The 25,824-nt window shown below is 40.9% G+C and carries 16 protein-coding genes, 26 tRNA genes and 3 rRNA genes; 38 read left to right on the forward strand and 7 right to left on the reverse strand.

Features of this window, described 5'->3' with window-relative positions; translation table 11 throughout:
- The first annotated feature begins 73 nt into the window (after positions 1-73).
- Positions 74-1,081 (forward strand): catabolite control protein A, encoded by a 1,008-nt coding sequence (gene ccpA / locus AC3B6Y_RS06305; RefSeq protein WP_489757266.1) that lies wholly within the window; start codon positions 74-76, stop codon positions 1,079-1,081.
- Between the two features lie 96 nt (positions 1,082-1,177).
- Here the strand turns inward: ccpA and AC3B6Y_RS06310 are convergent, their stop codons facing one another.
- Positions 1,178-4,006, reverse strand: a complete 2,829-nt coding sequence (locus AC3B6Y_RS06310; protein WP_489774805.1) for a transglycosylase domain-containing protein — start codon at positions 4,004-4,006, stop codon at positions 1,178-1,180.
- A 246-nt stretch (positions 4,007-4,252) separates the two neighbouring features.
- On the opposite strand from AC3B6Y_RS06310, the gene AC3B6Y_RS06315 reads away from it, so the two are divergent.
- Positions 4,253-5,419, forward strand: a complete 1,167-nt coding sequence (locus tag AC3B6Y_RS06315; RefSeq protein ID WP_489790724.1) for an MFS transporter — start codon at positions 4,253-4,255, stop codon at positions 5,417-5,419.
- A 137-nt stretch (positions 5,420-5,556) separates the two neighbouring features.
- Here the strand turns inward: AC3B6Y_RS06315 and pepV are convergent, their stop codons facing one another.
- Positions 5,557-6,954 (reverse strand): dipeptidase PepV, encoded by a 1,398-nt coding sequence (gene pepV, locus AC3B6Y_RS06320; RefSeq protein ID WP_489790726.1) that lies wholly within the window; start codon positions 6,952-6,954, stop codon positions 5,557-5,559.
- Between the two features lie 59 nt (positions 6,955-7,013).
- Positions 7,014-8,432 (reverse strand): glycerophosphodiester phosphodiesterase, encoded by a 1,419-nt coding sequence (locus tag AC3B6Y_RS06325; protein WP_489790728.1) that lies wholly within the window; start codon positions 8,430-8,432, stop codon positions 7,014-7,016.
- 30 nt (positions 8,433-8,462) lie between these two features.
- Between AC3B6Y_RS06325 and AC3B6Y_RS06330 the strand changes: the two genes are divergently transcribed.
- From AC3B6Y_RS06330 to AC3B6Y_RS06350, 5 genes are all read left to right on the forward strand, one after another.
- Positions 8,463-8,774 carry a hypothetical protein gene (locus tag AC3B6Y_RS06330; protein WP_489757271.1) on the forward strand — a complete coding sequence of 104 codons (312 nt, stop codon included), beginning with the start codon at positions 8,463-8,465 and terminating at the stop codon, positions 8,772-8,774.
- A gap of 63 nt (positions 8,775-8,837) precedes the next feature.
- The gene (locus AC3B6Y_RS06335) at positions 8,838-10,229 is read left to right on the forward strand and encodes a bifunctional metallophosphatase/5'-nucleotidase (RefSeq protein WP_489790730.1); all 1,392 of its coding nucleotides are present in this window, start codon (positions 8,838-8,840) and stop codon (positions 10,227-10,229) included.
- Between the two features lies 1 nt (position 10,230).
- Positions 10,231-10,842: a YutD family protein gene (locus AC3B6Y_RS06340; protein WP_489757273.1), complete on the forward strand. Its 612-nt coding sequence runs from the start codon at positions 10,231-10,233 to the stop codon at positions 10,840-10,842.
- 7 nt (positions 10,843-10,849) lie between these two features.
- Positions 10,850-11,623, forward strand: a complete 774-nt coding sequence (locus AC3B6Y_RS06345) for a TIGR01457 family HAD-type hydrolase (protein WP_489790732.1) — start codon at positions 10,850-10,852, stop codon at positions 11,621-11,623.
- Positions 11,623-12,258: a TIGR01906 family membrane protein gene (locus tag AC3B6Y_RS06350; RefSeq protein ID WP_489757709.1), complete on the forward strand. Its 636-nt coding sequence runs from the start codon at positions 11,623-11,625 to the stop codon at positions 12,256-12,258. The genes AC3B6Y_RS06345 and AC3B6Y_RS06350 overlap by 1 nt, the downstream gene beginning before the upstream one ends.
- 53 nt (positions 12,259-12,311) lie before the next feature.
- Here AC3B6Y_RS06350 and AC3B6Y_RS06355 read toward each other — a convergent pair whose 3' ends face one another.
- Both AC3B6Y_RS06355 and AC3B6Y_RS06360 read right to left on the reverse strand, forming a co-directional pair.
- The gene (locus tag AC3B6Y_RS06355) at positions 12,312-12,947 is read right to left on the reverse strand and encodes a VTT domain-containing protein (RefSeq protein WP_489757275.1); all 636 of its coding nucleotides are present in this window, start codon (positions 12,945-12,947) and stop codon (positions 12,312-12,314) included.
- A gap of 67 nt (positions 12,948-13,014) precedes the next feature.
- Positions 13,015-13,998 (reverse strand): NAD(P)/FAD-dependent oxidoreductase, encoded by a 984-nt coding sequence (locus tag AC3B6Y_RS06360; RefSeq protein ID WP_489769144.1) that lies wholly within the window; start codon positions 13,996-13,998, stop codon positions 13,015-13,017.
- A gap of 70 nt (positions 13,999-14,068) precedes the next feature.
- Between AC3B6Y_RS06360 and AC3B6Y_RS06365 the strand changes: the two genes are divergently transcribed.
- The 30 genes from AC3B6Y_RS06365 (at position 14,069) to AC3B6Y_RS06510 (ending at position 21,861) form a co-directional block, all read left to right on the forward strand.
- Entirely contained in the window at positions 14,069-14,476 is a 408-nt protein-coding gene (locus tag AC3B6Y_RS06365) for a CvfD/Ygs/GSP13 family RNA-binding post-transcriptional regulator (protein WP_489757277.1), read from the forward strand.
- A 273-nt stretch (positions 14,477-14,749) separates the two neighbouring features.
- Positions 14,750-16,316 (forward strand): 16S ribosomal RNA (locus tag AC3B6Y_RS06370).
- A 149-nt stretch (positions 16,317-16,465) separates the two neighbouring features.
- A 23S ribosomal RNA gene (locus tag AC3B6Y_RS06375) occupies positions 16,466-19,381 on the forward strand.
- A 73-nt stretch (positions 19,382-19,454) separates the two neighbouring features.
- A 5S ribosomal RNA gene (gene rrf / locus AC3B6Y_RS06380) occupies positions 19,455-19,571 on the forward strand.
- The 16S, 23S and 5S rRNA genes sit together here with 26 tRNA genes alongside, the layout of an rRNA operon.
- 15 nt (positions 19,572-19,586) lie before the next feature.
- Positions 19,587-19,659, forward strand: a tRNA-Val gene (locus tag AC3B6Y_RS06385).
- Between the two features lie 2 nt (positions 19,660-19,661).
- Positions 19,662-19,734 (forward strand) — tRNA-Lys (locus AC3B6Y_RS06390).
- A 4-nt stretch (positions 19,735-19,738) separates the two neighbouring features.
- A tRNA-Leu gene (locus AC3B6Y_RS06395) sits at positions 19,739-19,821 on the forward strand.
- A 43-nt stretch (positions 19,822-19,864) separates the two neighbouring features.
- Positions 19,865-19,937, forward strand: a tRNA-Thr gene (locus AC3B6Y_RS06400).
- 4 nt (positions 19,938-19,941) lie between these two features.
- Positions 19,942-20,013, forward strand: a tRNA-Gly gene (locus AC3B6Y_RS06405).
- Positions 20,014-20,027: 14 nt separating this feature from the next.
- Positions 20,028-20,113: transfer RNA gene (locus AC3B6Y_RS06410), tRNA-Leu, on the forward strand.
- A gap of 9 nt (positions 20,114-20,122) precedes the next feature.
- Positions 20,123-20,196: transfer RNA gene (locus AC3B6Y_RS06415), tRNA-Arg, on the forward strand.
- 9 nt (positions 20,197-20,205) lie between these two features.
- Positions 20,206-20,279 (forward strand) — tRNA-Pro (locus AC3B6Y_RS06420).
- Between the two features lie 19 nt (positions 20,280-20,298).
- A tRNA-Met gene (locus AC3B6Y_RS06425) sits at positions 20,299-20,372 on the forward strand.
- Positions 20,373-20,378: 6 nt separating this feature from the next.
- Positions 20,379-20,452: transfer RNA gene (locus AC3B6Y_RS06430), tRNA-Ile, on the forward strand.
- A 37-nt stretch (positions 20,453-20,489) separates the two neighbouring features.
- A tRNA-Met gene (locus AC3B6Y_RS06435) sits at positions 20,490-20,563 on the forward strand.
- 3 nt (positions 20,564-20,566) lie between these two features.
- A tRNA-Asp gene (locus tag AC3B6Y_RS06440) sits at positions 20,567-20,640 on the forward strand.
- A 6-nt stretch (positions 20,641-20,646) separates the two neighbouring features.
- A tRNA-Phe gene (locus tag AC3B6Y_RS06445) sits at positions 20,647-20,719 on the forward strand.
- A 15-nt stretch (positions 20,720-20,734) separates the two neighbouring features.
- Positions 20,735-20,805 (forward strand) — tRNA-Gly (locus AC3B6Y_RS06450).
- A 3-nt stretch (positions 20,806-20,808) separates the two neighbouring features.
- Positions 20,809-20,882, forward strand: a tRNA-Ile gene (locus AC3B6Y_RS06455).
- A 2-nt stretch (positions 20,883-20,884) separates the two neighbouring features.
- Positions 20,885-20,972: transfer RNA gene (locus AC3B6Y_RS06460), tRNA-Ser, on the forward strand.
- Positions 20,973-21,002: 30 nt separating this feature from the next.
- Positions 21,003-21,090 (forward strand) — tRNA-Ser (locus AC3B6Y_RS06465).
- A gap of 10 nt (positions 21,091-21,100) precedes the next feature.
- Positions 21,101-21,174: transfer RNA gene (locus tag AC3B6Y_RS06470), tRNA-Met, on the forward strand.
- A gap of 3 nt (positions 21,175-21,177) precedes the next feature.
- Positions 21,178-21,251 (forward strand) — tRNA-Asp (locus tag AC3B6Y_RS06475).
- Positions 21,252-21,257: 6 nt separating this feature from the next.
- Positions 21,258-21,330 (forward strand) — tRNA-Phe (locus tag AC3B6Y_RS06480).
- Positions 21,331-21,335: 5 nt separating this feature from the next.
- Positions 21,336-21,418 (forward strand) — tRNA-Tyr (locus AC3B6Y_RS06485).
- 7 nt (positions 21,419-21,425) lie between these two features.
- Positions 21,426-21,496: transfer RNA gene (locus AC3B6Y_RS06490), tRNA-Trp, on the forward strand.
- Positions 21,497-21,506: 10 nt separating this feature from the next.
- Positions 21,507-21,580 (forward strand) — tRNA-His (locus AC3B6Y_RS06495).
- Positions 21,581-21,591: 11 nt separating this feature from the next.
- Positions 21,592-21,663, forward strand: a tRNA-Gln gene (locus tag AC3B6Y_RS06500).
- A gap of 9 nt (positions 21,664-21,672) precedes the next feature.
- Positions 21,673-21,743: transfer RNA gene (locus tag AC3B6Y_RS06505), tRNA-Cys, on the forward strand.
- Between the two features lie 33 nt (positions 21,744-21,776).
- A tRNA-Leu gene (locus AC3B6Y_RS06510) sits at positions 21,777-21,861 on the forward strand.
- Between the two features lie 186 nt (positions 21,862-22,047).
- Here the strand turns inward: AC3B6Y_RS06510 and AC3B6Y_RS06515 are convergent.
- Positions 22,048-23,370: a PTS sugar transporter subunit IIC gene (locus tag AC3B6Y_RS06515; protein WP_489790734.1), complete on the reverse strand. Its 1,323-nt coding sequence runs from the start codon at positions 23,368-23,370 to the stop codon at positions 22,048-22,050.
- Positions 23,371-23,442: 72 nt separating this feature from the next.
- Positions 23,443-24,816: a glycoside hydrolase family 1 protein gene (locus AC3B6Y_RS06520; RefSeq protein ID WP_489790736.1), complete on the reverse strand. Its 1,374-nt coding sequence runs from the start codon at positions 24,814-24,816 to the stop codon at positions 23,443-23,445.
- Positions 24,817-24,969: 153 nt separating this feature from the next.
- Between AC3B6Y_RS06520 and AC3B6Y_RS06525 the strand changes: the two genes are divergently transcribed.
- Positions 24,970-25,701, forward strand: a complete 732-nt coding sequence (locus tag AC3B6Y_RS06525) for a GntR family transcriptional regulator (RefSeq protein ID WP_489757280.1) — start codon at positions 24,970-24,972, stop codon at positions 25,699-25,701.
- Positions 25,702-25,824: the final 123 nt, after the last annotated feature.

Below are 25,824 nucleotides of genomic sequence, written 5' to 3' on the forward strand. Positions count from 1 at the left end.
AATATGCTTGATTTTTGTTAAATTAGTTATGAAAATAAATGAAAATAAGTTCAATTGAGTTGAGGTATTGAAAATGGATAAACCAGAGAAAGACATAACAATTACGGATGTGGCCCGACAAGCTGGCGTATCCATGGCAACTGTGTCTCGGGTTGTTAATGGGAATAATAATGTTAAAGAAACTACGCGTAAGAAAGTAATGGCGGTAATTGATAAATTACATTATCGGCCCAATGCGGTGGCACGTGGTCTAGCAAGCAAAAAGAGTACCACGATTGGTGTCATTATTCCTAGTATGACGGATTTGTTATACGCTAATCTAGCTAAAGGAATTGATGACGTTGCTTCAATGTATAAATATAATATTTTGTTGACTAGTTTGAATAAGGGTATTGTCAGTGAACAACAATTATTTAATGAATTATTGGCTAAGCAAGTCGATGGAATTATTTATATGGGAGAAAGTGTTTCACCTGAATTGCATAAAGAAATGATTAATTCTCGCGTGCCAGTAGTTTTCGCTGGTGCGATTGATGATAGCGGCAAGATTGCTAGTGTGAATATTGATTATCGCACAGCGGTTCGTGATGTAGTGCAATTATTAATCAATAATGGCAACCAACAAATTGCCATGGTAGCTGATGATTTAAGTAACTCAATTAATGGCAAATATCGTTTACAAGGTTATCGTGATGCCTTAGAACAAGCCGGTTTAACTTATTCTTCCAGTAATGTTTTCGAAACAGTTTACAATTTACAAGCAGGGGCTGCAGTTTGGGATGCCATTCATGAAAGTGGGGCCACAGCAGTTTATGTGGCTAATGATTTATTGGCGGCCGGCATTGTCAATGCAGCAGCGACAACGGGCGTTAAGATTCCGGAAGATTTTGAATTGATTACTAGCAGTAATACCATTTTGTGTGATGTTACACGCCCCAAAATGACGTCCATTGCTCAGCCGTTGTATGATATTGGTGCCGTTGCAATGCGGATGTTAACTAAATTGATGAATAATGAACCTGTGGATCAATTGGAAGTTAGCTTACCTTACAGCTTAATTAAACGTAATACTACTAAATAAAAAATTGGAATGAAAATCGCTTAGAATTTGGGTTCCAACTTAAATAAAAAAGGCGCCGTTATCAGAATTTTTTCTGATACGACGTCTTTTTGTTTGCTATTGTTCCAAATCATTAGATTGATTGGTAGTAGTACTGTCTTCAGGAGTAGTTGCTGGAGGAGTATCGACTGTTGAGGAAGTTGAATTATTGGTCGGACTATTAGTGGCTGGTAATTGCGAAGTACTGGTCGAACTAGTATTACTTCCAGCACCACTAATCGTCGAGTTGTTATAGGAATTGTTACTTTCACTATTGGAAATACTGTTGGAATTTTCTGTACTGCGAGTTGGTGGGACATAATCGCCTAAAAGAGAATCCGGTAAACCATTGGAGCTACGTTTACGATTGGTTTTATGGCTTGGCGTTTCGTCATCCAAGTATTGGGTTACACCGTAGCCATTATCGCGTCCAAAATAATGATTCCAGAATAAACGATAATTTTTATTAGTACCACCAATTGCAAAGTGGTGACTAAGTGATGGGGCTGTTTGCTTATAAAATAAGCTGGTTGTCAAAGGCGAATTAAGATCAGTGTCATAGCCTTGATAAGTGGTATGACCAGGCAAAGTACCAGTAGCACTAAGAACTTTTTGAGCATGCACACTTGTCGGACGTTGCATTGTTTGATTGGCCTTGAGAAGTTGGGGATTAGTTTGGTAGACACTATTCATTAAATTAGCCCAAGTAGTTTGGTTCGTCTCTGTGGAATCTTCGGCTAAATTGTAGTTATGACCGTATAAATTATCATAACCCATCCACGAAGCTAATGTGACCCCTGGTGTACTACCAACAAACCAGTTATCACGGAAGTTATTCGAAGTTCCGGTTTTACCAAAGGCATTCTTGTAATTAAAGTTTAATTGGTAAGTTAAGGATGAAGCTGTTCCTTGTTCAATAACTCCGTGCATCATGTGTTGCATGATATAAGAGGTCCCTTTTTGGAAGACGCGCTGTTTTTTGGTTTTGTGTTGATAAATAACATGGTGATTAACATCAGTAATCTTGGAAATATAATACGGATTAACATGGACACCTTGATTGGCAAAAGTAGAAAACGCACTGGCTTCTTGTTCAACACTGAAACCATTACGGGTCCCACCTAAAGAAATACCTAGTTCGTGATATTCTCGGTTACTTAAAGCTAAGCCCATTTTATCCATATAAGTTTTGGGATTAACTTTTTGCTGTAATTTCTGGTACAACTGGACTGCCGGAATGTTTAATGATTGCTCTAAAGCTTTGTCAGCTGGGACAAATTTATTACCGATGGTATCGTCAAAATCGGTTGGCGCATATTTGCCAAATTTAACTTTAAAGTCCGCAATTAGACTCTTACTACCAATGAGTCCATTTTCAATGGCGGGCGCGTAAACTAACATTGGCTTAATGGAAGATCCAGGTGAACGTAGCGTATCAAAAGCGTGGTTGAGTTGGTTCTTTTTAAAATCACGGCCACCCACGAAACTTAAGACCGCACCAGTCTTGTTGTCTAGCAAAATGCTACCATTTTGCACGGGTTCTTGCACCTTAACATTGACACCAGTATTCGGATCTTTGGCGGTTGATTGATGTGTGGTTCCCAATAAGTCGGCATTTTGAGCAAACGCAGTTTGCATATTATCATATAAATCTTTATTAATGGTTGAATGAATATGGTAGTCATGTTCACTCATCATTTGGTTGGCTTTTTGATAATAGACTTGATATAAATCTTTGTCATGCGTAATTTGGTGATAACTTAAATTATTTTCTGTCGCCAATTGGTGCATTAACTTGACCCGTAATTTATCAGTCAGTAAATTATACAGATACCCATATTTAATTTTGTTTTTTGGCGCAGCCTGATGGGCAATGAATTGACTGGAGAGATCAACTTTTTTGGCAGCTAAATACTGTTGATGCGTAATATCGCCACTGCGATACATTCTAAACAAAACAATATCTTTACGTTTTAAACCAAGTTTTAAGTTTTGTTTTAAATGACCACTTTGATCAAACGGAGTATAAACTGAAGGACTTTGTGGTAAACCAGCAATAAATGCAGCTTGAGCTAAGCTTAAATTGGCTGCGGAGGTATTAAATAAGCCTTCTGCAGCAGCTTCTACACCGGCAATATTTTGGCCACGGTTATTGCGGCCTAAAGGTATGACATTTAAGTAGGATTCTAAAATTTGCGATTTGGAAAAATGCTTTTCTAAACGGGTAGCTAGCAAAATTTCAGTCGCTTTCCGTTTCCAAGTGGTTTCTGATGAAAGGATTTGCATTTTTACTAATTGCTGCGTTAAAGTGGAACCTCCAGTTTGCGTTCCGTAACCCGTAATTTGCCCCAAGATGGCGCGAATCACTGATTTTGGAACGACGCCGTGATGTTGATAAAAGTTTTCATCTTCCGTGGCAACGACGGCCTTTTTAAGATAAGGAGAGATTTGATTGAACTTGACCGGTTGGCGTTTGGTATCTGAAGGAACCCGCTCCATCTTGACATTATTGGCAAAATAAAGCGTCGTCGATTGATCGACTTTTTCAATTTGATTTTTTAAACTGGTATAACTAGGAATCGGTTCACGGCTAATAATAGCAGTTAAATAGCCGCCACCAATTCCTGCTCCTAAGCCAATGACTAAAATACCAGCGACAAAAAGTACTAAAAATAGTTTCCGAATAACGCTGATGCCAAGGGTAATCCGTCCGGTCCAAGTAGTTGGTAAATCGTCGGGGTCTACCACCCGATTGGAATTTGGAGTCGGGGCGCTTGGTGTTGGCTGTGGTGCAGGCTGCGAACGAAAATGATTTTGGGAATGAACTCCAATTGGTTGATCAGTTTCTAAAAAATGGTTACGGAGCTTATTAAAAAGCCGGTCCCACCATGAATCTTGATTTCTCACAAAAAAACCTACCTTTGGCTATAATTTAGTGCTTGATAGTCCTAGAATTATTTGGGCAATAATAAATCTATTCTAATTATTATACAACAAGATAATTCATCTGATGACAATGATTAAAATCTAAAGTATATCTTCAGCAGATAATATGCTATCATTAATCTAATTTACTAGCTAGCAGTCAATAGCTTGATAATTGGTTTTTAGTTAAACCTGTTATTGAGCTTTTTGTTTAGGAGGCGTTAAAACGTGAATAAAGAAGCAAAACGGGCCATTTATATTCTAGTAGTGGGAAACTTTTTAATTTGTTTGGGAATTAGTTTGGTGATTCCTGTTCAGCCTTATATTAAGAAAGCTTATGATTTAACGACAACTGACGTGGGAATTATGAGTTCGTTATACGCTTTGGCGCAATTTATTGTGTCCCCGATTATGGGCCGGATTTCTGATCGTGTCGGACGTAAGCCAGTGATTTTAACAGGCTTAGTCTTATATATGTTTTCTGAATTTTTGTTTGCGGTGTCGAACTATTTTTGGTTATTTAATGTTTCACGTATTATTGGCGGTATCTCAGCAGCCATGTTTGTCCCAACTTCAATGGCCATGGCTGCTGATATGACCAATCAACAGCAACGTGCCAAAGTCATTGGTTGGATTTCCGCGGCTTTTAGTGGGGGGTTAATTTTAGGACCCGGAATTGGGGGCTTGCTTGCTAATGTTACTTATAAATTACCCTTTTGGGCCGCAGGAGTCTTGGGGTTAATCAGTAGTATTTTTACCTTCTTTTGTTTACCTAATGTCAAAACCACTACGCAAAAAGCTGTTGCCAAAATTAATTGGCGGACTTTTATGACTCCTATTTTATTGATTTTATTTGTCATGATTTTTATCTCATCATTTGGTTTGCAGGGCTTTGAAAGTATTTATAGTATTTATGTTAATCAAGTTTTTCATTTTAACATGAGCTCAATTGCTTTAGTCTTAACTTTAAATGGAATTATTTCCCTCTTTTTTCAGGTGGTTTTGTTTGATTGGTTAACTCGCTCTGTTGGCGAAATTCGCCTAATTGCGATTTGCTTTTTGTTAGGCTCAGTAGCCACTTTATGGATCACACAAACACATAATCATGTAGTAGTGATTATTGCTACTTTGATTGTCTTTACGGCTTTTGATTTGTTGCGGCCCTCGATTACGACGGTTCTGACGAAGATGAGTCATGCTAATCAAGGTTTAATTAATGGTCTTAATACGTCCTTGACGAGTGTGGGTAACGTCGTTGGCCCGTTAGTTTCGGGGATGTTGATGGATTGGCGAGCTAATAGTCCGTATCTATTGGTGACAATTATTTTATTCATTTCTTTTATGATAACGTTAATTGTACAAAGGGTGGCTGTTTTACAAAAATCTAAAGAATAGAACAAAAAAGAGATTGGGCATCGAAGAAATTTTCATAATGAAATATGAATAATTTTTTCTTAGATCACTGCAAAAATTAAACGTATTTTATTAGATTTAACTTTGAAGTGTCTTTAATCCCAATCTCTTTGTGTTCTTTATTTACATAAGCGCCACAAGGCATCTGCATAAATGGCGGTGGCAGTTAGTAGGTTGTCTAAAGTAATATATTCATTAGCTTGGTGCATGACATTAGCGGCTCCTGGCATTAAAGCGCCAAAGGCAACGCCACGTTCTAGTAAGCGGCCATAGGTTCCACCACCGACGGTCATCGGTTTACTTTGATAATCACCAGTTTGATTTTGATAGGCAGTTAATAATTCTTTGACTAGTGGGTCATGGGCTTCCACAAAATGTGGTTCTTGAGCATGGGCAGCCAATTTGACGGTAGCCTTAGGAATAGCTGTTTGATATTGTGTGGCTATTTTATCAGCGGTGATGCCTTTAGGATAACGGACATTAACGACAATTTGACCACCTTGGTTCAGTTGATATTCAAAAATATCGGGACTTTGACTTAAAGCGCCCATTGTAACGTCTTGATGGTTAATACCTACTTTTTTACCTAGATAGTCTAAATGAAAATTGTCAACAATAGTTTGAAGAAAGTCGTGTCCAGGCTGATCTAATGGCAAGTTAATTAACAAGTTGGCTAGAAAAGTGGCGGCATTTAAACCATTTTCTGGTTCCATCGCGTGGGAACCTTGACCGATTAATTTGAGTGTGACAATTTGATCTTGAATTAAAGCATTGCCTTGTAATTTGGGGTTTTGTTTCAAGTATTGATTAAAAGCATTAACGACTTTGGAACTGTCCAGTGTTTGAATTTGACAAGTTGCACTTTGCGGAACCATGTTAGGCCGTAAACCACTGTTGAAACTAATTAAAATTTGTTCACCTTCACTGGTTTGGGGGGCAAAGTGTAGTTCATATGAAGCAATGCCTTTTTCGCCATTAATCACAGGAAATTCACCGTCTGGTGAAAATCCCAGATCCGGGAGTGGTTCAACTTCTAAATAACGGTTAACACCTCGCCACTGATTTTCTTCATCAGTTCCGAAGATTAATCGAATAGTCTTTTGAGGCTGAAAATTTTGGTCTTTTAAAATTTTTAAGGCATAGTAAGCTGCTAATGCGGGGCCTTTATCGTCTAAAGTACCACGACCAAATAATTTATCGTCTACTTGGGTTAACAAAAAAGGATCGCTGTCCCAGCCTTCACCAGCAGGAACGGTATCCATATGGGCAAAGATACCTAAAATTTTTTCGCCTTGACCGTATTCAATGTGCCCCCCTAAGTTATCGACATTTTTAGTTGTAAAGCCATCCCGTTCACCCAGAGCTAGCATTTGCTGTAAAGCTTTGGCCGGACCAGGTCCTAAAGGAAAAGTAGAACTTTGATGATCTTCATCGCTGGCACTATTAATGGCCACTAACGTTTGTAAATCATTTAAAATTGCTGTTTGATAATTGGTTGCTAATTGTTTCCAATTCATAATAAACCTCCTGTTGTTCAATCAATCATTACTAATATAGCAGATTTCAACTGTGGTATTTACCACCAAATATTATTTTTTAAAGCAGTGAGGTTATTAGCGACCAAATCGGTATAAGTGATCGCTGGTAAGTTAGAAACTTGGTGGGCGCTTGGTGGGCGGTTAGCATTGGAGCGTAGAGCTTGTTGAGTATTAATATCAATCGGATGATTCAAATTATTAATTAAAGGATCCGTTGTAGTTAGTTGTGGATTCAAATCTGGATTGGCTGCTAAGACCAATAAATTTTTCAGTTTGATCCAGCCTTGATTATTGATTTGGGCCCAATTATGGCCATCAATATTTTGCAAGGCAGTGATTTGATAAGCTTGATTACAGTTTAAACTGCCTTTTTGGGCAGCTTTAGTAGCCGGCTGTAAATATAAATTGCGATTAACTTTGTTATTTTCGGGGATAACTGTTTGATTTAAAAAGGGAGCAAGATTGGCAACAAAGTCACTTTGTACTAAACCATTAGCAGTAATAAAACGATTGTTATCAATTTGTAAGTAATTGTCGTTATTCCAGCGCACAATTTTTTGGACATGAACGATGTCATTGGGCTGTAACATGCCTTTTTGTGGTGACTGTGGGTAAGGATTTTCCCAGATTATTTGTGGATTTTGACTAATCAAAGTGGCGTCAAAACTCACGTTACTTTGATTAGCTTGGCGTTTTAATTGTTGATAATAACTAGCCCGTGCCGGAAAATTGGTCACTACCCCATCAATGGGCAGATTAACAAGCCAATTCCATTGCTTGGGATTTTCAGTCATTTCATCCCAGACAAAGACCTGTTGCCCAATGGCGTGCAATTGACTAATTAATTCCGGGGTTAGTAAAGCTGAAGAGACGTTAACTGCATTGGTATGTGTGAAAACGTCAAAATTTAAACGTCCCAGACTTCCGGCAATAAAAATTCGTGGGATTTGGGGCGCGAGTTGTTGCATATTCTTTAAACTATCAATTGAAAAAGAGTGAACCATAATGCGGGACTGCATGTGATACTTATTGATAGCATTAACTAAGAGTTGTTCCATATTTTGGGGATTGTTATGCTTAGTTTTTTTAGTTTCAATTAAAAACTTAACGTTAGGGTTATTTTGGTAATGGCTAAACAACTGCTCAATTGTATAAATATTTTGACCGTTACTTTGTTTGAGTTGTGTCAGCTGGCTAGCCGGATGTTGGGAGACAATTAAATTGGCGCCAGTTACTCGCTGCAAATTACGATCGTGAGAAATGATCAATTGATTGTCACTAGATTCATGAACGTCTAATTCAACCCATTGCGCACCATCACTAAAGGCCGCATCAATACTAGCAAAAGTTTCTTCGGGGGCCTTTAACGGATCGCCGCGATGACCAACCACAATAAAACCGGTATTAAAAATTAGACTAATTAATAGTAGAATAGAAAAGAAAGATTTTTTAAACACAGACTGTAACCTCTTAAAGGAGCGGATTTTTTGCACGATTATCAAACTTTAGATTTAATTGAACAGATTACGCGAAATGATGGCAGTCGTTATTATGAAATTGCCAATATGTTTATGAATGGGCGCGCGGAGTTAGCTGCGGAACGGAAAATGATTAAAGAAGTCCGCATTTTGCAGCTAAATATTCCACATTCGACAGCTGTTCAAGTCTATGAAGACTATATCAATAAAACATATACTTTTCCTAAAGAAGATTTTGATCATTGGCAAGAATGGGAAAAGCCCGCTGGCCCCATTAAAACTGCCTTTGAACAAATTTTACATGCTAATAACATTAACTAAGATTATATGATAATACTTTTAATAAGTCATCGGTGGAACTAAATTAACCAGAGGGGGAAAAGTATGTCAGAAGAAATTCAGATAATCCATACTAACGACCTGCATTCACATTTTGAAAATTTTCCCAAAATTGAGCGGTTCATTCAACAACAACGAACGTCAGCCAAGCAGGCGGGGCAAACGATGCTTTTGTTTGATTTGGGTGATGCTTCGGATCGGCAGCATCCCTTAACTGAAGCGACTAAAGCGCAAGCTAATATTCAATGGATGAATCAATTACATTATGATGGAGTGACGATTGGTAATAGTGAAGGTCTATATTATCGCCATCAAGATTTAGAACATATGTATGATCAAGCTAATTTTGATGTGATTTTAGGTAATTTGAAAGAAAAAAATGGCCTGCCCCCAGCATTTGTGCAAGATTATAAGATTCTACAAACTTCCAAGCAAACGAAAATTGGTGTCTTAGGCTTGACGGCACCTTATACCTTAACGTATCCCTTAGCTGGTTGGCAAATTCAAATGGTTGATGAAGTTTTACCAAACTTGATTCAAACCGTGCGGCCACAGGTGGATGTCTTAATCTTATTGTCGCATTTAGGTTTGCCAACAGATCAACGCTTGGCTCGGCAATATCCACAATTAGATTTGATTATTGGTTCGCATACGCATCATTTGTTACCGCAAGGTCAATTAATTGATCATACATTATTAACAGCTGCTGGCAAATATGGGCAACACGTTGGGACCGTGACTTTAACTTTGGCTGATCACCAACTAATTAAACAACAAGCCCAAACAGTGACGGTAGCTCAAATGCCAAGTCAAGACGACGACCAATCTGTGATTGCTAAGTATGAAGATCAGGGACACCAGTTACTCCGTCAACAAAAAATCGCCAATTTACCCTTTACCTTAACGCAAGATCCTTTTGCTAATCAGTCAGCTTTAAAACTCACATTACAGGCTTTGTTGGAACGAACTCAGGTGCCGGCGGCAATGCTAAATAGTGGCTTGTTTTTGACAGATTTATCTGCGGGGGTAATTACAGCGGACGATTTGCATCGCCAATTACCGCATGCCATTCATTTAATGATTACCAAATTAAAGGGACGAGATTTTTGGCGTTTTATCATGGAAGTAGAAAAGAATCGTAATTTTTTGCGGAACTTTCATCAAAAAGGAATGGGCTTTCGTGGCAAAATTTTTGGTGAAATTTTCTTTTCAGGCGTAGAATTTGATGCAACAACTAACCGCGTATTTTATTGCGGTCAAGAAATTCAACCACAAAAAGAGTATCAAATTGCTTTACTGGATCATTATTTGTTTATTCCTTTTTTCCCTACTTTGCAAATTGTTGGTCAGAATACGATTTTGTACCCTGATTTTTTACGGGAAGTGTTAGGGAAGTATTTGCAACAAAAATTTCCATTAATAAAAGAAGGTGATTAGTATGCCAGAGAAAAAGAGCGTTACTGTAGCGACGAAAAAAAAATCGATTCTGAGTCGCAGTATTGAACATGCCATTGCTGTGACAAATGATGAGTTATCAGACGAGGCGGAACAATCAGCGGCTGAAGTTTTACAGATTAGTCCTGAACAGATTAAAATCAATCAAGAACCGTATTTGATTGTCACTAACCACCAGAATGGTTTGGATTTAAATCGGCTGGCGCTACGTTATAATTCCGTTTTACAAAAGTACGATTATATTGTCGGCGATTGGGGCTACGGGCAATTACGCTTACGGGGGTTCTATGATAATAATCGAATTCATGCCAAGATTGATCAAAAGATTAATACACTGCAGGATTATCTGTTAGAATATTGTAATTTTGGCTGTGCTTATTTTGTCTTAGAGCGGGAACAAAAGGCCCCCGAAGTTCATAAACAGCTGATTAAAAAGCGTAATATTCAAAAAAAGTATGCGAATCAGCATAAAGTTAAAACAACGGCGCAACAGTTTAAGCGCCGTTCACTAAAGAAAACGCCTGTGGTTCATTCACGGGGAAAAGTTACTAAAAAATCCAATTTTAAAATTCGAAATCTTAAACAACAAGGATAAATGAAGTATGAAATATCAAGGCTATTTAATTGATTTGGACGGAACAATGTATCGGGGGCGGCAAAAAATTGCTGCCGCCGCACGCTTTATTACGCGATTACAGCAACAACAAATTCCGTTTGCTTTTTTGAGTAATAATACTACCAAAACGCCACAGCAGGTGGCTGATAATTTACGTGTTAATCATCAGATTAAGGTGACACCGCAGCAAATTATTACCCCAGCAGCGGCGAGTGCTGATTATATTCAACACCATCAACTTTCGGCAGCAAATACTTGTTTCGTGATTGGTGAATGGGGCTTAAAGTCGGCACTTTTTCAAGCTGGTATTCAGTATTCAGAGGTCAATCCTGATTATGTAGTAGTGGGGTTAGACACAGATTTAACTTACCATAAATTAGAAGTAGCTACATTGGCGATCAAAAATGGTGCGCAATTTATTGGAACCAATGCGGACACAAATTTGCCCAACGAACGTGGATTAGTCCCCGGGGCAGGGTCAATCGTTTCTTTTGTAGAAACTTCGACACAACAAAAAGCCATTTATATTGGTAAACCGGAACGGACGATTGCTGATTTTGCTTTGAAACAATTAGGCTGGCAACGCCAGCAAGTGGCCATTATTGGTGATAATTATCATACAGATATTGAATGTGGTTTTAATTCCGGAATTGATACAGTCTTAGTTTACACAGGGGTCAGTACGCCAGCACAAGTGGCACAATATGCGCGCAAACCAACTTATCAAATTGCTAGTTTGGATGAGTGGCGTGTGGATTGATGATATTAAACCTCAATTTTTTGGTAGTTAGTTTAGTTTTTATTTTAACGTCGGCTGTGATCGTGACGATTTTAGGCAGTTTTTTGATTTTTTGGTGTGACTTACATTATTTACAATTAAATTTGGTAGTGCACCTTTCTAATCATCAAATTTGGCATAATTATGGTCAAATTATGCTGTACTTAATTAATCCGTTAAAAAAACATTTGGTATTGGCTAACTTTTTTAGTTCGGCTCAGGGCTTGGAACATTTTCGAGAGGTCAAGGAGCTGTTTTTATTAGTGGGCTTAGTATGGCTGTTCAGTGGAGCAATCATTATTTGGTGGCAAAAGCACCACCAATTATTACCTTTAATGACGATTAATTTGCAATGGTTGCGAATTTTAGGAGTAGTGCCGTTAATCTTAGGGGCATTGGCTGGTTTAGATTTTGATGGCTTTTTTGTAGTATTTCACCAGCTTCTTTTTCGCAATAATGATTGGTTGTTTGATCCGTTAAAAGATCCGGTTATTAATATTTTGCCAGATACCTTCTTTTTACATTGCTTTATACTAGCATTTCTAGTTTTTGAATTATTGGTATTAATAAGCTTATATTGGCAACATTGTTATGCCCAAAAAAGACTAAAATCATAATAAAAAAGGCTGAATTCTATCAATTAGAAGAATTCAGCCTTTTTTAATAGTTTTTATTTAGTTGATTTGGCCCGAAGCATGCCCACGACGGCAGGCAGTACCGAAATGACGATAATTGCCAGTACAATCATGGAAAAATGCTCTTGAACGAAGGGCAAGTTGCCAAAAAAGTGCCCACAAATTAAACAAATACTAACCCAGATAAAAGAACCGATGAAGTTATAGTGCAAGAAACGTCGATACTTTAATGCGCCACTGCCGGCTACAAAAGGTACAAACGTGCGAACTATTGGAATAAATCGGCCCATAGCGATGGCTTTACCACCATGTTTATCAAAAAATGTTTGAGCTTGATTGATATATTCGGGTTTAACCAGTTTATGAAACCAAGCTTTTCCTTGCAGCCAATGATTGAGATACTTACTAATTGAATAATTACAAGAATCACCACCCATGGCAGCCAGCAGAAAGAGTAAAAATAATAACCAAACATTAAGCCCACTAGCTTTGTTGGCTGCTAAAGCGGCAGCAGCAAATAAAAGTGAGTCACCGGGTAAAAATGGAAGAATGACTGCTCCAGTTTCGATAAAAATAATCAAAAATAAAATAATGTAAGACCAGTTACCAAATTGGTTAACCAACCCAGCAAGGTGTTTGTCGACATTCATTACAAAATCAATTAGTTGCATAAAGACTCCTTAATTTTTGCTTTTGATGTATATTTTACTGGTTGCTAGTGAGAAGTTCCATAAAAACTTAATTGAACATGGAAGAACTGTGCATTAAACGACTATTCTTCGGATTGATTGCCTCAACAGCAGAATTAACGGCAATGGTGCCTTCACTAAATCCTAAAGTAATTAGGCGCTGCTTCCCCGGATAGCTAACGACATCGCCGGCAGCATAAATATTAGGACGATTGGTTCGCATTTTGGAATCAACTTGAATAAACGGGCCTTGAAGTTTAAGCTCCCAATTTCTTAAAAGACGTGAATCACTCATAATGCCATAGTTAACTAATAATTTGTCAACATTAATAGTCTCTACTTGATTTTGTCCCACTTCTTTATAGCTAACAGTTAGTTGCTGATTGTCAGCTAACACAAGGTTAGTGATTATTTTGGGCGTTAATAGTTGAATGGTAGATTCTTTTAAAGCCTGGACACTAGATTCTAACGCACGAAATTGATCTCTGCGATGTAAGAGAAAAGTTTTATGTGCAATTTTGTTGATTGTTAAGGCCCAATCTACGGCAGTATCACCACCTCCAGCTATCAACACTGTTTTGTTCTGATAAGAATTAATATCTTGAACAAAGTAGTCTAACTGATGGCCTTCGAGTTTTTGATCATAGTCAAAGGCTAATTTGCGCGGCTTGAAAGGACCATTGCCGACGGTGATGATGACGGCTTTAGCGAAAATATCTTGACGATTAGTTACTAATTGATAAATATCATCTTGTTTAACTATATTATTGACAATGGTATTTAATCGCTTAGTATACTGAATTTGGGTTCCAGTTTGAATTAGATCATCAATCAAACCTTGACCAGTAATGCCAAATTTGCCAGCAACATCGTAAATCTTTTTTTGCGCATATAAGTTGCGTGGTTGGCCTCCTAGATTAGGCATTCCTTCAATTAAGACTGCATCTAAGCCCCGCATAGCAGCGTAATAAGCAGTAAAAATCCCGATTGGCCCTCCACCAATAATTGCGACATCAAACGTTTTATCTTTCATAAGTAGCACCTCAAATATAATTACATTGGTTAATATTATATGTTAATCTTAGTAAAGAGGTAATAATTTTATGGATTTAACGATAGGCCAGGTTGTCTCAGGAACCGTTACGGGAATTAGATCTTATGGTGCATTTGTCCAAATAAAGGATAGTAATCGACAAGGATTAATTCATATTTCGGAATTTCGGAATGGTTATGTTGATGATATTTCTGAGCTTTTACATTTGGGACAGGTAATTCAAGTGCGTATCCTAAATATTGATGAATATGATGAAAAAATCAGTTTATCATTACGAGCATTAAAGCCAGTTTTATATGATAGTCAACATTATAATCGAAAAAGTTACTGGACCGATCAACAAAAGAACATTGGTTATCATACAATTGCCAGGCATAAAGAGGCTTGGATTAAGGAAGAACTACAGAAAATTGAAAAAAAATCAAAAAAATGTCAAAAAGGGGTTGCAAAAGGGTAAAAAAGTTGATAATATATTTTCTGTTGTCAATGAGTCATGCGCGTCACTGTTAAGCAAATAAAAAAAACAGTTGACAAGCTCATGATAAGATGATAAACTAAATGAGCCGCTTAATCAAGTGGTAATCAACAAAAAGTTAAGTAGATCTTTGAAAACTGAACAAAGTTTCTTTAAAAGCCAAGTGCTGGGTTCTTGAAAAAGAACCTGTCAATTTAAAAGTAATAAAGAAGACAAAGAACGTTAGAGTTCTAAGTCTGAGTCAACAAACTAACAAAAAATGAGAGTTTGATCCTGGCTCAGGACGAACGCTGGCGGCGTGCCTAATACATGCAAGTCGAGCGAGCAGAAGTAACGGAATACCTTCGGGTAGGAAGATATGGACGCGAGCGGCGGATGGGTGAGTAACACGTAGGTAACCTGCCCTTTAGCGGGGGATAACAATTGGAAACAGTTGCTAATACCGCATAAAGTGCTTAATCACATGATTAAGGAATGAAAGACGGTTTCGGCTGTCACTAAAGGATGGACCTGCGGCGTATTAGCTAGTTGGTGAGGTAAAGGCCCACCAAGGCGATGATACGTAGCCGACCTGAGAGGGTAATCGGCCACATTGGGACTGAGACACGGCCCAAACTCCTACGGGAGGCAGCAGTAGGGAATCTTCCACAATGGACGAAAGTCTGATGGAGCAACGCCGCGTGGATGAAGAAGGTTTTCGGATCGTAAAATCCTGTTGTTGAAGAAGAACGTGCTTGAGAGTAACTGCTCAAGTAGTGACGGTATTCAACCAGAAAGTCACGGCTAACTACGTGCCAGCAGCCGCGGTAATACGTAGGTGGCAAGCGTTGTCCGGATTTATTGGGCGTAAAGGGAGCGCAGGCGGTTTGAAAAGTCTGAATGTGAAAGCCCTCAGCTTAACTGAGGAAGTGCATCGGAAACTGTCAAACTTGAGTGCAGAAGAGGAGAGTGGAACTCCATGTGTAGCGGTGAAATGCGTAGATATATGGAAGAACACCAGTGGCGAAGGCGGCTCTCTGGTCTGTAACTGACGCTGAGGCTCGAAAGCATGGGTAGCGAACAGGATTAGATACCCTGGTAGTCCATGCCGTAAACGATGAGTGCTAAGTGTTGGGAGGTTTCCGCCTCTCAGTGCTGCAGCTAACGCATTAAGCACTCCGCCTGGGGAGTACGACCGCAAGGTTGAAACTCAAAGGAATTGACGGGGGCCCGCACAAGCGGTGGAGCATGTGGTTTAATTCGAAGCAACGCGAAGAACCTTACCAGGTCTTGACATCTCCTGAAAGCTGTAGAGATACAGGGTTCCCTTCGGGGACAGGAAGACAGGTGGTGCATGGTTGTCGTCAGCTCGTGTCGTGAGATGTTGGGTTAAGTCCCGCAACGAGCGCAACCCTTGTTACTAGTTGCCAGCATTAAGTTGGGCACTCTAGTGAGACTGCCGGTGACAAACCGGAGGAAGGTGGGGACGACGTCAAATCATCATGCCCCTTATGACCTGGGCTACACACGTGCTACAATGGATGGTACAACGAGAAGCGAACTCGTGAGGGCAAGCAGAACTCTAAAAACCATTCTCAGTTCGGATTGCAGGCTGCAACTCGCCTGTATGAAGTTGGAATCGCTAGTAATCGTGGATCAGCATGCCACGGTGAATACGTTCTCGGGCCTTGTACACACCGCCCGTCACACCATGAGAGTTTGTAATACCCAAAGCCGGTGGGGTAACCCTTCGGGGAGCTAGCCGTCTAAGGTAGGACAAATGATTAGGGTGAAGTCGTAACAAGGTAGCCGTAGGAGAACCTGCGGCTGGATCACCTCCTTTCTAAGGAAAAATAAACGGAAAGCAGTTGGCAAGAAACTTTGTTTAGTTTTGAGAGGTCTACTCTCAAACATTAGTACTTTGAAAACTGAATATTATGAGAAGAAAGACACCGAGAATCGAGAGATTCGAAAGTAAGAAGTAATAAGTAAGGTTAAGATAATAAGGGCGCACGGTGGATGCCTAGGTACTAGGAGCCGAAGAAGGACGCAACGAACAGCGAAATGCTCCGGGGAGTTGTAAGTAAACGAAGATCCGGAGATATCCGAATGGGGGAACCCGGCTAAGGTAAAGCTTAGTCACACTGCGACGAAAGTTGTAAGTGAGGAAGACGTGGTGAACTGAAACATCTAAGTAGCCATAGGAAGAGAAAGAAAAATCGATTTCCTGAGTAGCGGCGAGCGAAACGGAAAGAGCCCAAACCAGAGAGCATGCTCTTTGGGGTTGTAGGACTGGGACGTGAGATAGTCGAAGATAGCTGAATCAGTTGGGAAGCTGAACCAGAGATAGTGATAGTCTAGTAGGCGAAATCAGAGACACTCTACCAGTATCCTGAGTACGGCGGGGCACGTGAAACCCCGTCGGAAGCAGGGAGGACCATCTCCCAAGGCTAAATACTCCCTAGTGACCGATGGAGAACAAGTACCGTGAGGGAAAGGTGAAAAGCACCCCGGAAGGGGAGTGAAATAGATCCTGAAACCGTGTGCCTACAAGTAGTCAGAGCTCGTTAAAGAGTGATGGCGTGCCTTTTGTAGAATGAACCGGCGAGTTACGATTGCGTGCGAGGTTAAGTTGAGAAGACGGAGCCGCAGCGAAAGCGAGTCTGAATAGGGCGAAAGAGAGTACGTAGTCGTAGACCCGAAACCAAGTGACCTACCCATGTCCAGGTTGAAGGTGCGGTAAAACGCACTGGAGGACCGAACCCACGTAAGTTGAAAATTGCGGGGATGAGGTGTGGGTAGCGGTGAAATTCCAAACGAACTTGGAGATAGCTGGTTCTCTCCGAAATAGCTTTAGGGCTAGCCTCGGAGAAGAGGATCTTGGAGGTAGAGCACTGTTTGGACTAGGGGCCCAACATGGGTTACTGAATTCAGATAAACTCCGAATGCCAAAAATTTTCTCCGGGAGTCAGACGGTGAGTGATAAGATCCATCGTCGAAAGGGGAACAGCCCAGATCACCAGTTAAGGTCCCAAAATCCATACTAAGTGGAAAAGGAAGTGGAACTGCACAGACAACTAGGATGTTGGCTTAGAAGCAGCAACTCATTTAAAGAGTGCGTAATAGCTCACTAGTCGAGTGGTTCTGCGCCGAAAATGTACCGGGGCTAAGTATGGTACCGAAACTGTGGATGTGCATCGAAAGATGTACGTGGTAGGAGAGCGTTGTAAGCACGAAGAAGCCAGATCGAGAGGACTGGTGGAGAGCTTAGAAGTGAGAATGCCGGTATGAGTAGCGAAAGACCAGTGAGAATCTGGTCCACCGGATGACTAAGGTTTCCTGGGGAAGGCTCGTCCGCCCAGGGTTAGTCGGGACCTAAGATGAGGCCGAGAGGCGTAATCGATGGAAAACAGGTTGAGATTCCTGTACTGTTCAGTGTTGTTTGAACGATGGAGGGACGCAGGAGATGAATTGTGAGCATGCAGCTGGAAAAGCATGTCTAAGCAGCGAGTCTGGATATGAGTCAAATGCTTATAACCGCGAAGGATGAGTTGTGATAGGGAGCGAAATTAAAGTAGCGAAGCACAATAGTCACACTGCCGAGAAAAGCTTCTAGTGAGACACTGAATACCCGTACCGCAAACCGACACAGGTAGTCAAGGAGAGAATCCTAAGGTGAGCGAGAGAACTATCGTTAAGGAACTCGGCAAAATAGCCCCGTAACTTTGGAAGAAGGGGTGCTGGTGTAAGAGCCAGCCGCAGTGAAAAGGCCCAAACAACTGTTTATCAAAAACACAGGTCTCTGCAAAATCGTAAGATGACGTATAGGGGCTGACGCCTGCCCGGTGCTGGAAGGTTAAGAGGATGAGTTAGACTTTGGTCGAAGCCCAGAATTGAAGCCCCAGTAAACGGCGGCCGTAACTATAACGGTCCTAAGGTAGCGAAATTCCTTGTCGGGTAAGTTCCGACCCGCACGAAAGGCGTAATGATTTGGGCACTGTCTCAACGATAGACTCGGTGAAATTATAATACCCGTGAAGATGCAGGTTACCCGCGACAGGACGGAAAGACCCCATGGAGCTTTACTGTAGCTTGATATTGAGTTTTTGTGTAACATGTACAGGATAGGTAGGAGCCGTAGAGATCGGTACGCTAGTATCGAAGGAGGCGCTGGTGGGATACTACCCTTGTTATATGAAAGCTCTAACCCGCGCCGTTGAAGCACGGCGGGAGACAGTGTCAGGTGGGCAGTTTGACTGGGGCGGTCGCCTCCTAAACAGTAACGGAGGCGCCCAAAGGTTCCCTCAGAATGGTTGGAAATCATTCGTAGAGTGTAAAGGTAGAAGGGAGCTTGACTGCGAGACAGACAAGTCGAGCAGGGACGAAAGTCGGGCTTAATGATCCGGTGGCACCGTATGGAAGGGCCATCGCTCAACGGACAAAAGCTACCCTGGGGATAACAGGCTTATCTCCCCCAAGAGTTCACATCGACGGGGAGGTTTGGCACCTCGATGTCGGCTCATCGCATCCTGGGGCTGTAGTCGGTCCCAAGGGTTGGGCTGTTCGCCCATTAAAGCGGTACGCGAGCTGGGTTCAGAACGTCGTGAGACAGTTCGGTCCCTATCCGTCGCGGGCGTAGGAAATTTGAGAGGATCTGTCCTTAGTACGAGAGGACCGGGATGGACATACCACTGGTGTACCAGTTGTCTTGCCAAAGGCATAGCTGGGTAGCTAAGTATGGAAGGGATAAACGCTGAAAGCATCTAAGTGTGAAACCCACCTCAAGATGAGATTTCCCATTCAGTAATGAAGTAAGACCCCTCAAAGAAGATGAGGTAGATAGGTTGCGAGTGGAAGTGTAGTGATACATGGAGCTGAGCAATACTAATCGGTCGAGGGCTTAACCAAGGGTGTCGAGTAAGAACATAATATTCAGTTTTGAGAGGACTAAGGTTCTTTCAGAAGGTAAGAAGAGAGCAAGTGTGGTGGCGATAGCGAGGAGGAAACACCTGGAATCATGCCGAACACAGAAGTTAAGCTTCTCAGCGCCGAAAGTAGTTGGTGGGAAACTACCTGCGAGGATAGGTCGTTGCCATGCTGCTCTTATTATCTTGGAAGATTAGCTCAGTTGGGAGAGCGTCTGCCTTACAAGCAGAGGGTCACAGGTTCGAGCCCTGTATCTTCCATTGAGTCGCTAGCTCAGTTGGTAGAGCAACGGCCTTTTAAGCCGTGGGTCGTGGGTCCGAGCCCCACGCGACTCATTTTGCGGGTGTGGCGGAATTGGCAGACGCGCTAGATTTAGGTTCTAGTGTCCTTTGGACGTATGGGTTCAAGTCCCTTCTCCCGCACTTGCATGTTCTTTGAAATATGTTATAGTTTTATTTTTATTATGCCGACTTAGCTCAGCTGGCAGAGCATCTGTCTTGTAAACAGAGGGTCGGAGGTTCGAATCCTCTAGTCGGCATTTTGCGGAAGTAGTTCAGTGGTAGAACATCACCTTGCCATGGTGGGGGTCGCGGGTTCGAATCCCGTCTTCCGCTTTCATTATAATCACGCCGGGGTGGCGGAACTGGCAGACGCACAGGACTTAAAATCCTGCGGTAAGTGATTACCGTACCGGTTCGATTCCGGTCCTCGGCATTATAATGAGCACCCATAGCGCAATTGGATAGAGTGTCTGACTACGAATCAGAAGGTTGTAGGTTCGACTCCTACTGGGTGCATGTTTTTTTCGGGAAGTGGCTCAGTTTGGTAGAGCACCTGGTTTGGGACCAGGGGGTCGCAGGTTCGAATCCTGTCTTCCCGATTAGCTTTTTAATAGCTATGGCGGTGTAGCTCAGCTGGCTAGAGCGTCCGGTTCATACCCGGGAGGTCGGGGGTTCGATCCCCTTCGCCGCTATTAATCGGACCTTTAGCTCAGTTGGTTAGAGCAAACGGCTCATAACCGTTCGGTCGTAGGTTCGAGTCCTACAAGGTCCATAGATTTTTTATGGACTTTGTGGTAAGATTTTATTATCGCGGGATGGAGCAGTCTGGTAGCTCGTCGGGCTCATAACCCGAAGGTCGTAGGTTCAAACCCTACTCCCGCAATTTGGTCCTATGGTGTAGTTGGTTATCACGCCTGCCTGTCACGCAGGAGATCACCGGTTCAAGTCCGGTTAGGACCGTTAGATGGCTCGGTAGCTCAGTCGGTAGAGCAATGGATTGAAGCTCCATGTGTCGGCAGTTCGATTCTGTCCCGCGCCATTTTTGTTAAAGATTGCGGGTGTAGTTTAGTGGTAAAACCACAGCCTTCCAAGCTGTTGTCGCGAGTTCGATTCTCGTCACCCGCTTATGGGCCTATAGCTCAGCTGGTTAGAGCGCACGCCTGATAAGCGTGAGGTCGATGGTTCAAGTCCATTTAGGCCCATTGGAGAAGTACTCAAGTGGCTGAAGAGGCGCCCCTGCTAAGGGTGTAGGTCGCGTAAGCGGCGCGAGGGTTCAAATCCCTCCTTCTCCGTTGGAATTTTTTCCATGTTTATTGCGATTTGGAGGATTACCCAAGTGGCTTAAGGGAACGGTCTTGAAAACCGTCAGGCGTGTAACAGCGTGCGTGGGTTCAAATCCCACATCCTCCTTTATAATTATCGCGGGATGGAGCAGTCTGGTAGCTCGTCGGGCTCATAACCCGAAGGTCGTAGGTTCAAACCCTACTCCCGCAATTTGGTCCTATGGTGTAGTTGGTTATCACGCCTGCCTGTCACGCAGGAGATCACCGGTTCAAGTCCGGTTAGGACCGTTAGATGGCTCGGTAGCTCAGTCGGTAGAGCAATGGATTGAAGCTCCATGTGTCGGCAGTTCGATTCTGTCCCGCGCCATTTATGGAAGGGTAGCGAAGTCTGGCTAAACGCGGCGGACTGTAAATCCGCTCCTTCGGGTTCGGTGGTTCGAATCCACTCCCTTCCATCATAATAGGGATATAGTTCAATGGTAGAACAACGGTCTCCAAAACCGTCGATGTGGGTTCAACTCCTACTATCCCTGTTATATCCTGGCGGTATTGGTGAAGTTGGTTAACACACCGGTTTGTGGCACCGGCATACATGAGTTCGAGTCTCATATACCGCCCTTTTCTTTATTGGGTTATAGCCAAGTGGTAAGGCAATGGACTTTGACTCCATTATGCGCTGGTTCGAATCCAGCTAACCCAATTTTTACCTGGCGGTATAGCCAAGTGGTAAGGCAGAGGTCTGCAAAACCTTGACCACCGGTTCAAATCCGGTTACCGCCTTTGGCTTTAGCCATGGTTTATTATTAATATTTTGCCGGTGTGGCGGAATTGGCAGACGCGCTGGATTCAAAATCCAGTTCCTGTTAAAGGAGTATCGGTTCGACCCCGATCACCGGTATCTGATGAAACAGTTAACTTAATTATGTTAGCTGTTTTTTTGTGTTTCAAAATAAATTGGTCTACATAAAAAAGAGTGTCGACGAAATACTTATCAACACTCAATATTATAGAACCTTAAAAAACAAGTCTTGCTTGGTTAGAAAATCAAACAAGACTTGTTTTTTAAAATTTGTTTATTTTAATTTTACAATTGGGCGCTTTTTTGCATTGTACGTTCACTAATAAACATGAATGGTAAATAAAATAGCACGCCGATAATGATAATTAATAATTGTACAATGACGGCACGCCAATCACCGGCAGTACATAAATAAGCATTTAGGAGTGGCGGAGTGGTCCACGGAACTAAAACCACGACACGATTCATCCAACCAATGGCTGTGAAAAAGTAAGCAATTAAATCACCAATGACGGGCATTAAAACAAAAGGAATCATCATAGGAATATTAAAAACGATAGGATAGCCAAAGATGACGGGTTCATTAATATTAAAGATACTAGGCGCAATGGCTAATCCCGCAATTTCTTTGCTGGATTTCATTTTGGAAAAAATAAAAATAGCAATTAATAAACACAAGGTACAGCCCGTACCACCAATCATTCCGAACACATCGCGAAAAGTATAAGTCAAAATATAGGGAATATGTTTGTGTGCTTCAAAGGCTGCCATATTCTTATTCATATTGATTAATAATAATGGATCCAGTAAAGTCCCATTGATAACTGTTTGGTGAATACCTAAAGTAAAGAGAAAGTTTCCTACACTATAGATAAAAAGCATCCCCGGTAAGCTAGTCGTAAAGCCGCGTAATGGTTCTTGAATTAAGTTGGTAATCAGGTCAATCAAGTTAGTTTTACCGAAAACCATCAATAGGGCGGAAATGAGTGCAAAAATACTTAAAGTTAAGATAGAGGGAATCAAGTCGTTAAACGAAGCGGCTACTGCTGGCGGAATATTTTCTCCGAGATGAATTTTTAAATGTTTAATATTTGATAAACCAATAAATAATTCGGTTGCTAATAATCCAATAATAATGCCAGAGAACATTCCTGTGGTGCCCAAGTTAGTATAAGATAAGCCACCAGTGACGTTAATATTTTTCGTACTGTGGGCAATGGTTAACTTAACTGTAGCTGGCATCATAACAATTAAGCTAGCTAAGGAAATAATAGCCGCAAGAATTCCGTTCTTATACTTTTTATTAACTGATAAGGTATAACCAATTGCTGGTGCTAAAACTAATCCGGCAATGTTTAAGGTCCCGTTGCTAATGTCACTGCCCCAAATTTGTAAATTGGCTAAGGTTTTGCCATGAGCAAATAGAGGAAAGACTACATTATTCATTAAGACACCTAAGCCAGCTAAAATGAAGAGGGGCATGATTGTGGCAAAAGCATCTCGCAAAGAGCGTAAGTGAACTTCATTACCAATTTTGACAGAAATTTCAGTAAATTTATCAAAAAAGCGTTTGCCACGACTTTTATTTGCTGAAGCAGTTTGAGCCATTAAAACAACCTCCTTATGGTTAAATCTGATTGAAGAATATTTGCTCGTGTTTCACTGTTGGTCTATTTACTATTAAAATAATTGATTACCATTGGATTGGATTACTTTTTGCAGCCAGTGATAACTTTTTTTGGGTACTCGTTTTAAATCTTTGAGATCATGATTCGTGCGATTGACATAAACAACGCCATAACGTTTATCAACATTGCCTTGGGAACTTGGGATATCAATTAACCCCCAACCCAAATAACCAATAACGTGAGCGCCATCTTGGACTGCTTGTTTTAAGGCCACTAAATGTTGGCGATGGTAGTTAATACGGTAATCGTCATTAATTTCGTGTTGACCATCCCAACTTTCACGGACCCCAAGACCATTTTCAATTGGGAAAATCGGTAAGTGAGTGCGGTTAGCTAAGTCCATTAAAATACCATAAAAACCTTGGGGATCAATTTGCCACTGCCATTCATTAGTTTGTAAATAAGGATTATGCGCATGACCTACGGAACCAAAGTCATTAGGAATAGTCCCAACGGGGATTTTAGAGCTGTCTAGGCAAGAGGTTGCATAATAGCTAAAACTGATAAAATCACTACGGGTTTGTTTGATTTCAGCTAGCTCACTAGTTTGTAAAATGTCTTCTAAGTGTTGTTGCTTCATAAAGGCCACTACTTCGTCTGAATATTGTCCTTCAGTAAAAATGCGCAAAAGATTATAATCTGTAAATTCTTTAAATTTTCTAACTGCGGCCACATCTTGTGGATTAGCAGTAGCGGGATAAATTTCTTGGAAAGCTTCCATTCCGCCAATTTTTAAATCAGGATAATTTTGATGAATAAAGTTAGCGATACGCGCATGAGCTAAAGCTAAATTATGTTGAATTTGAAACAGTTCACGAGTAGTTTTTTGCCCCTTTAAGTAGCCACTACAATGAAAGGCTTCTTGGGTACTATATAAATTTTGTTCGTTAAACGTGAGCCAATATTTGACTTGTGAAGAAAACTCAATCACCATTTGTTGACCGTAAGTCACAAAATTGTCAACCACATGTTTGTTCACAAAGCCATTATATTTTTGTGCTTGCTTTAAAGGCATGTCAAAATGATATAAGCAAATCATCGGTTGAATACCATTTTTAAGTAATTCATCAATTAAGTCATGATAAAATTTGAGACCTTGTTTATTAAACTGGCCTTCGCCATCAGGTTGCACACGACTCCAAGAGATTTGAAAACGATAGAAGTTCATTCCTAAATCCTTCATTAAGGCAATATCTTCGGGATAGCGGTGATATTCATCAATGGCTACCGACCAATCAGAATTGTTGGGGCCACTGGGGCGTAGGTCATAAACAGAAGCGCCTTTGCCACCTTCGTTAGCTGCACCTTCAGTCTGCATACTAGAGGTAGAATTACCCCAGAAAAAGTTATCTGGTAACTGTGTCATAATTTATACTCCTTTTTTGTAATCGCTAACATTTAAAACCACTTTTAAGTATAGACATTTATTTTTAAATGTAAATACTTTTTATTGAATCTTTCAATGGCCTAGTGGAGAGTGATAAACTTAATTCAAGTGATAAAAAGGTGGGATCAGTTGATGGCACAAAAACCTAAATATTTAATCATTGCTGCAACTTTAAAAAAACGGATTCAAAACGGAACGTATTTACCGGGAACACCTTTTCCACAGCAAAGTAAATTGGCTCAAGAATTTCAAACTAGTCGCGTAACAGTTCGCAAAGCCATTGAACAGTTGATAAAGGTTGGCTTGGTCTATACTCAGCGAGGAGCGGGGACTTTTGTTCGAACTACCGCGTTAAAAACTTCTCACTTTGATCGTGCAGTGGATCAATATATTGGTACGACTAAATTAGTTGGTGATCAAAGTCGTGTGACCAGTCAAATTATTCAATTTCAAATTCGCTATCCTAATGCTGAAGAGTGTCAGTTACTAAATTTGACACCGCACGAAATGGTTTATGATATTCAACGCCAACGTTTAGTTGATCGTGAACCTTATGCTTTGGAGTATACAAAAATGCCAGTCAAAATTGTGCCCGGCATCGACGAAACGGTTTTAAAGGCTTCAGTCTATCGTTACATTGAAACCACGTTGCATCAAAAAATTGGTGCTGCTTACCGTAAGATTAGTGCTGCCAAAGCCACGGCAGCTGACCAACAGTATTTAGCTTGTCAGAATTCTGATCCCATTTTGCGTTTGCGTCAGGTCGTTTTTTTAGAAAATAATGTTCCGTTTGAATTGTCTGAAACACATCATCGATATGATAAAGAGCAAATTACAGTTTATCTGCCAGGACATACTAAGTGACGCTACTAATTTATTAAAAATGCAACATTAATTAAAATTAATTATAGCTATTTTTAAATTAATAAAAATTAAAAGATAAGCTATTTCTATAAAACCATTCTTGACAAAATAGGATTTAATGCT

The sequence above is a fragment of the Bombilactobacillus sp. ESL1092 genome (assembly GCF_058107465.1).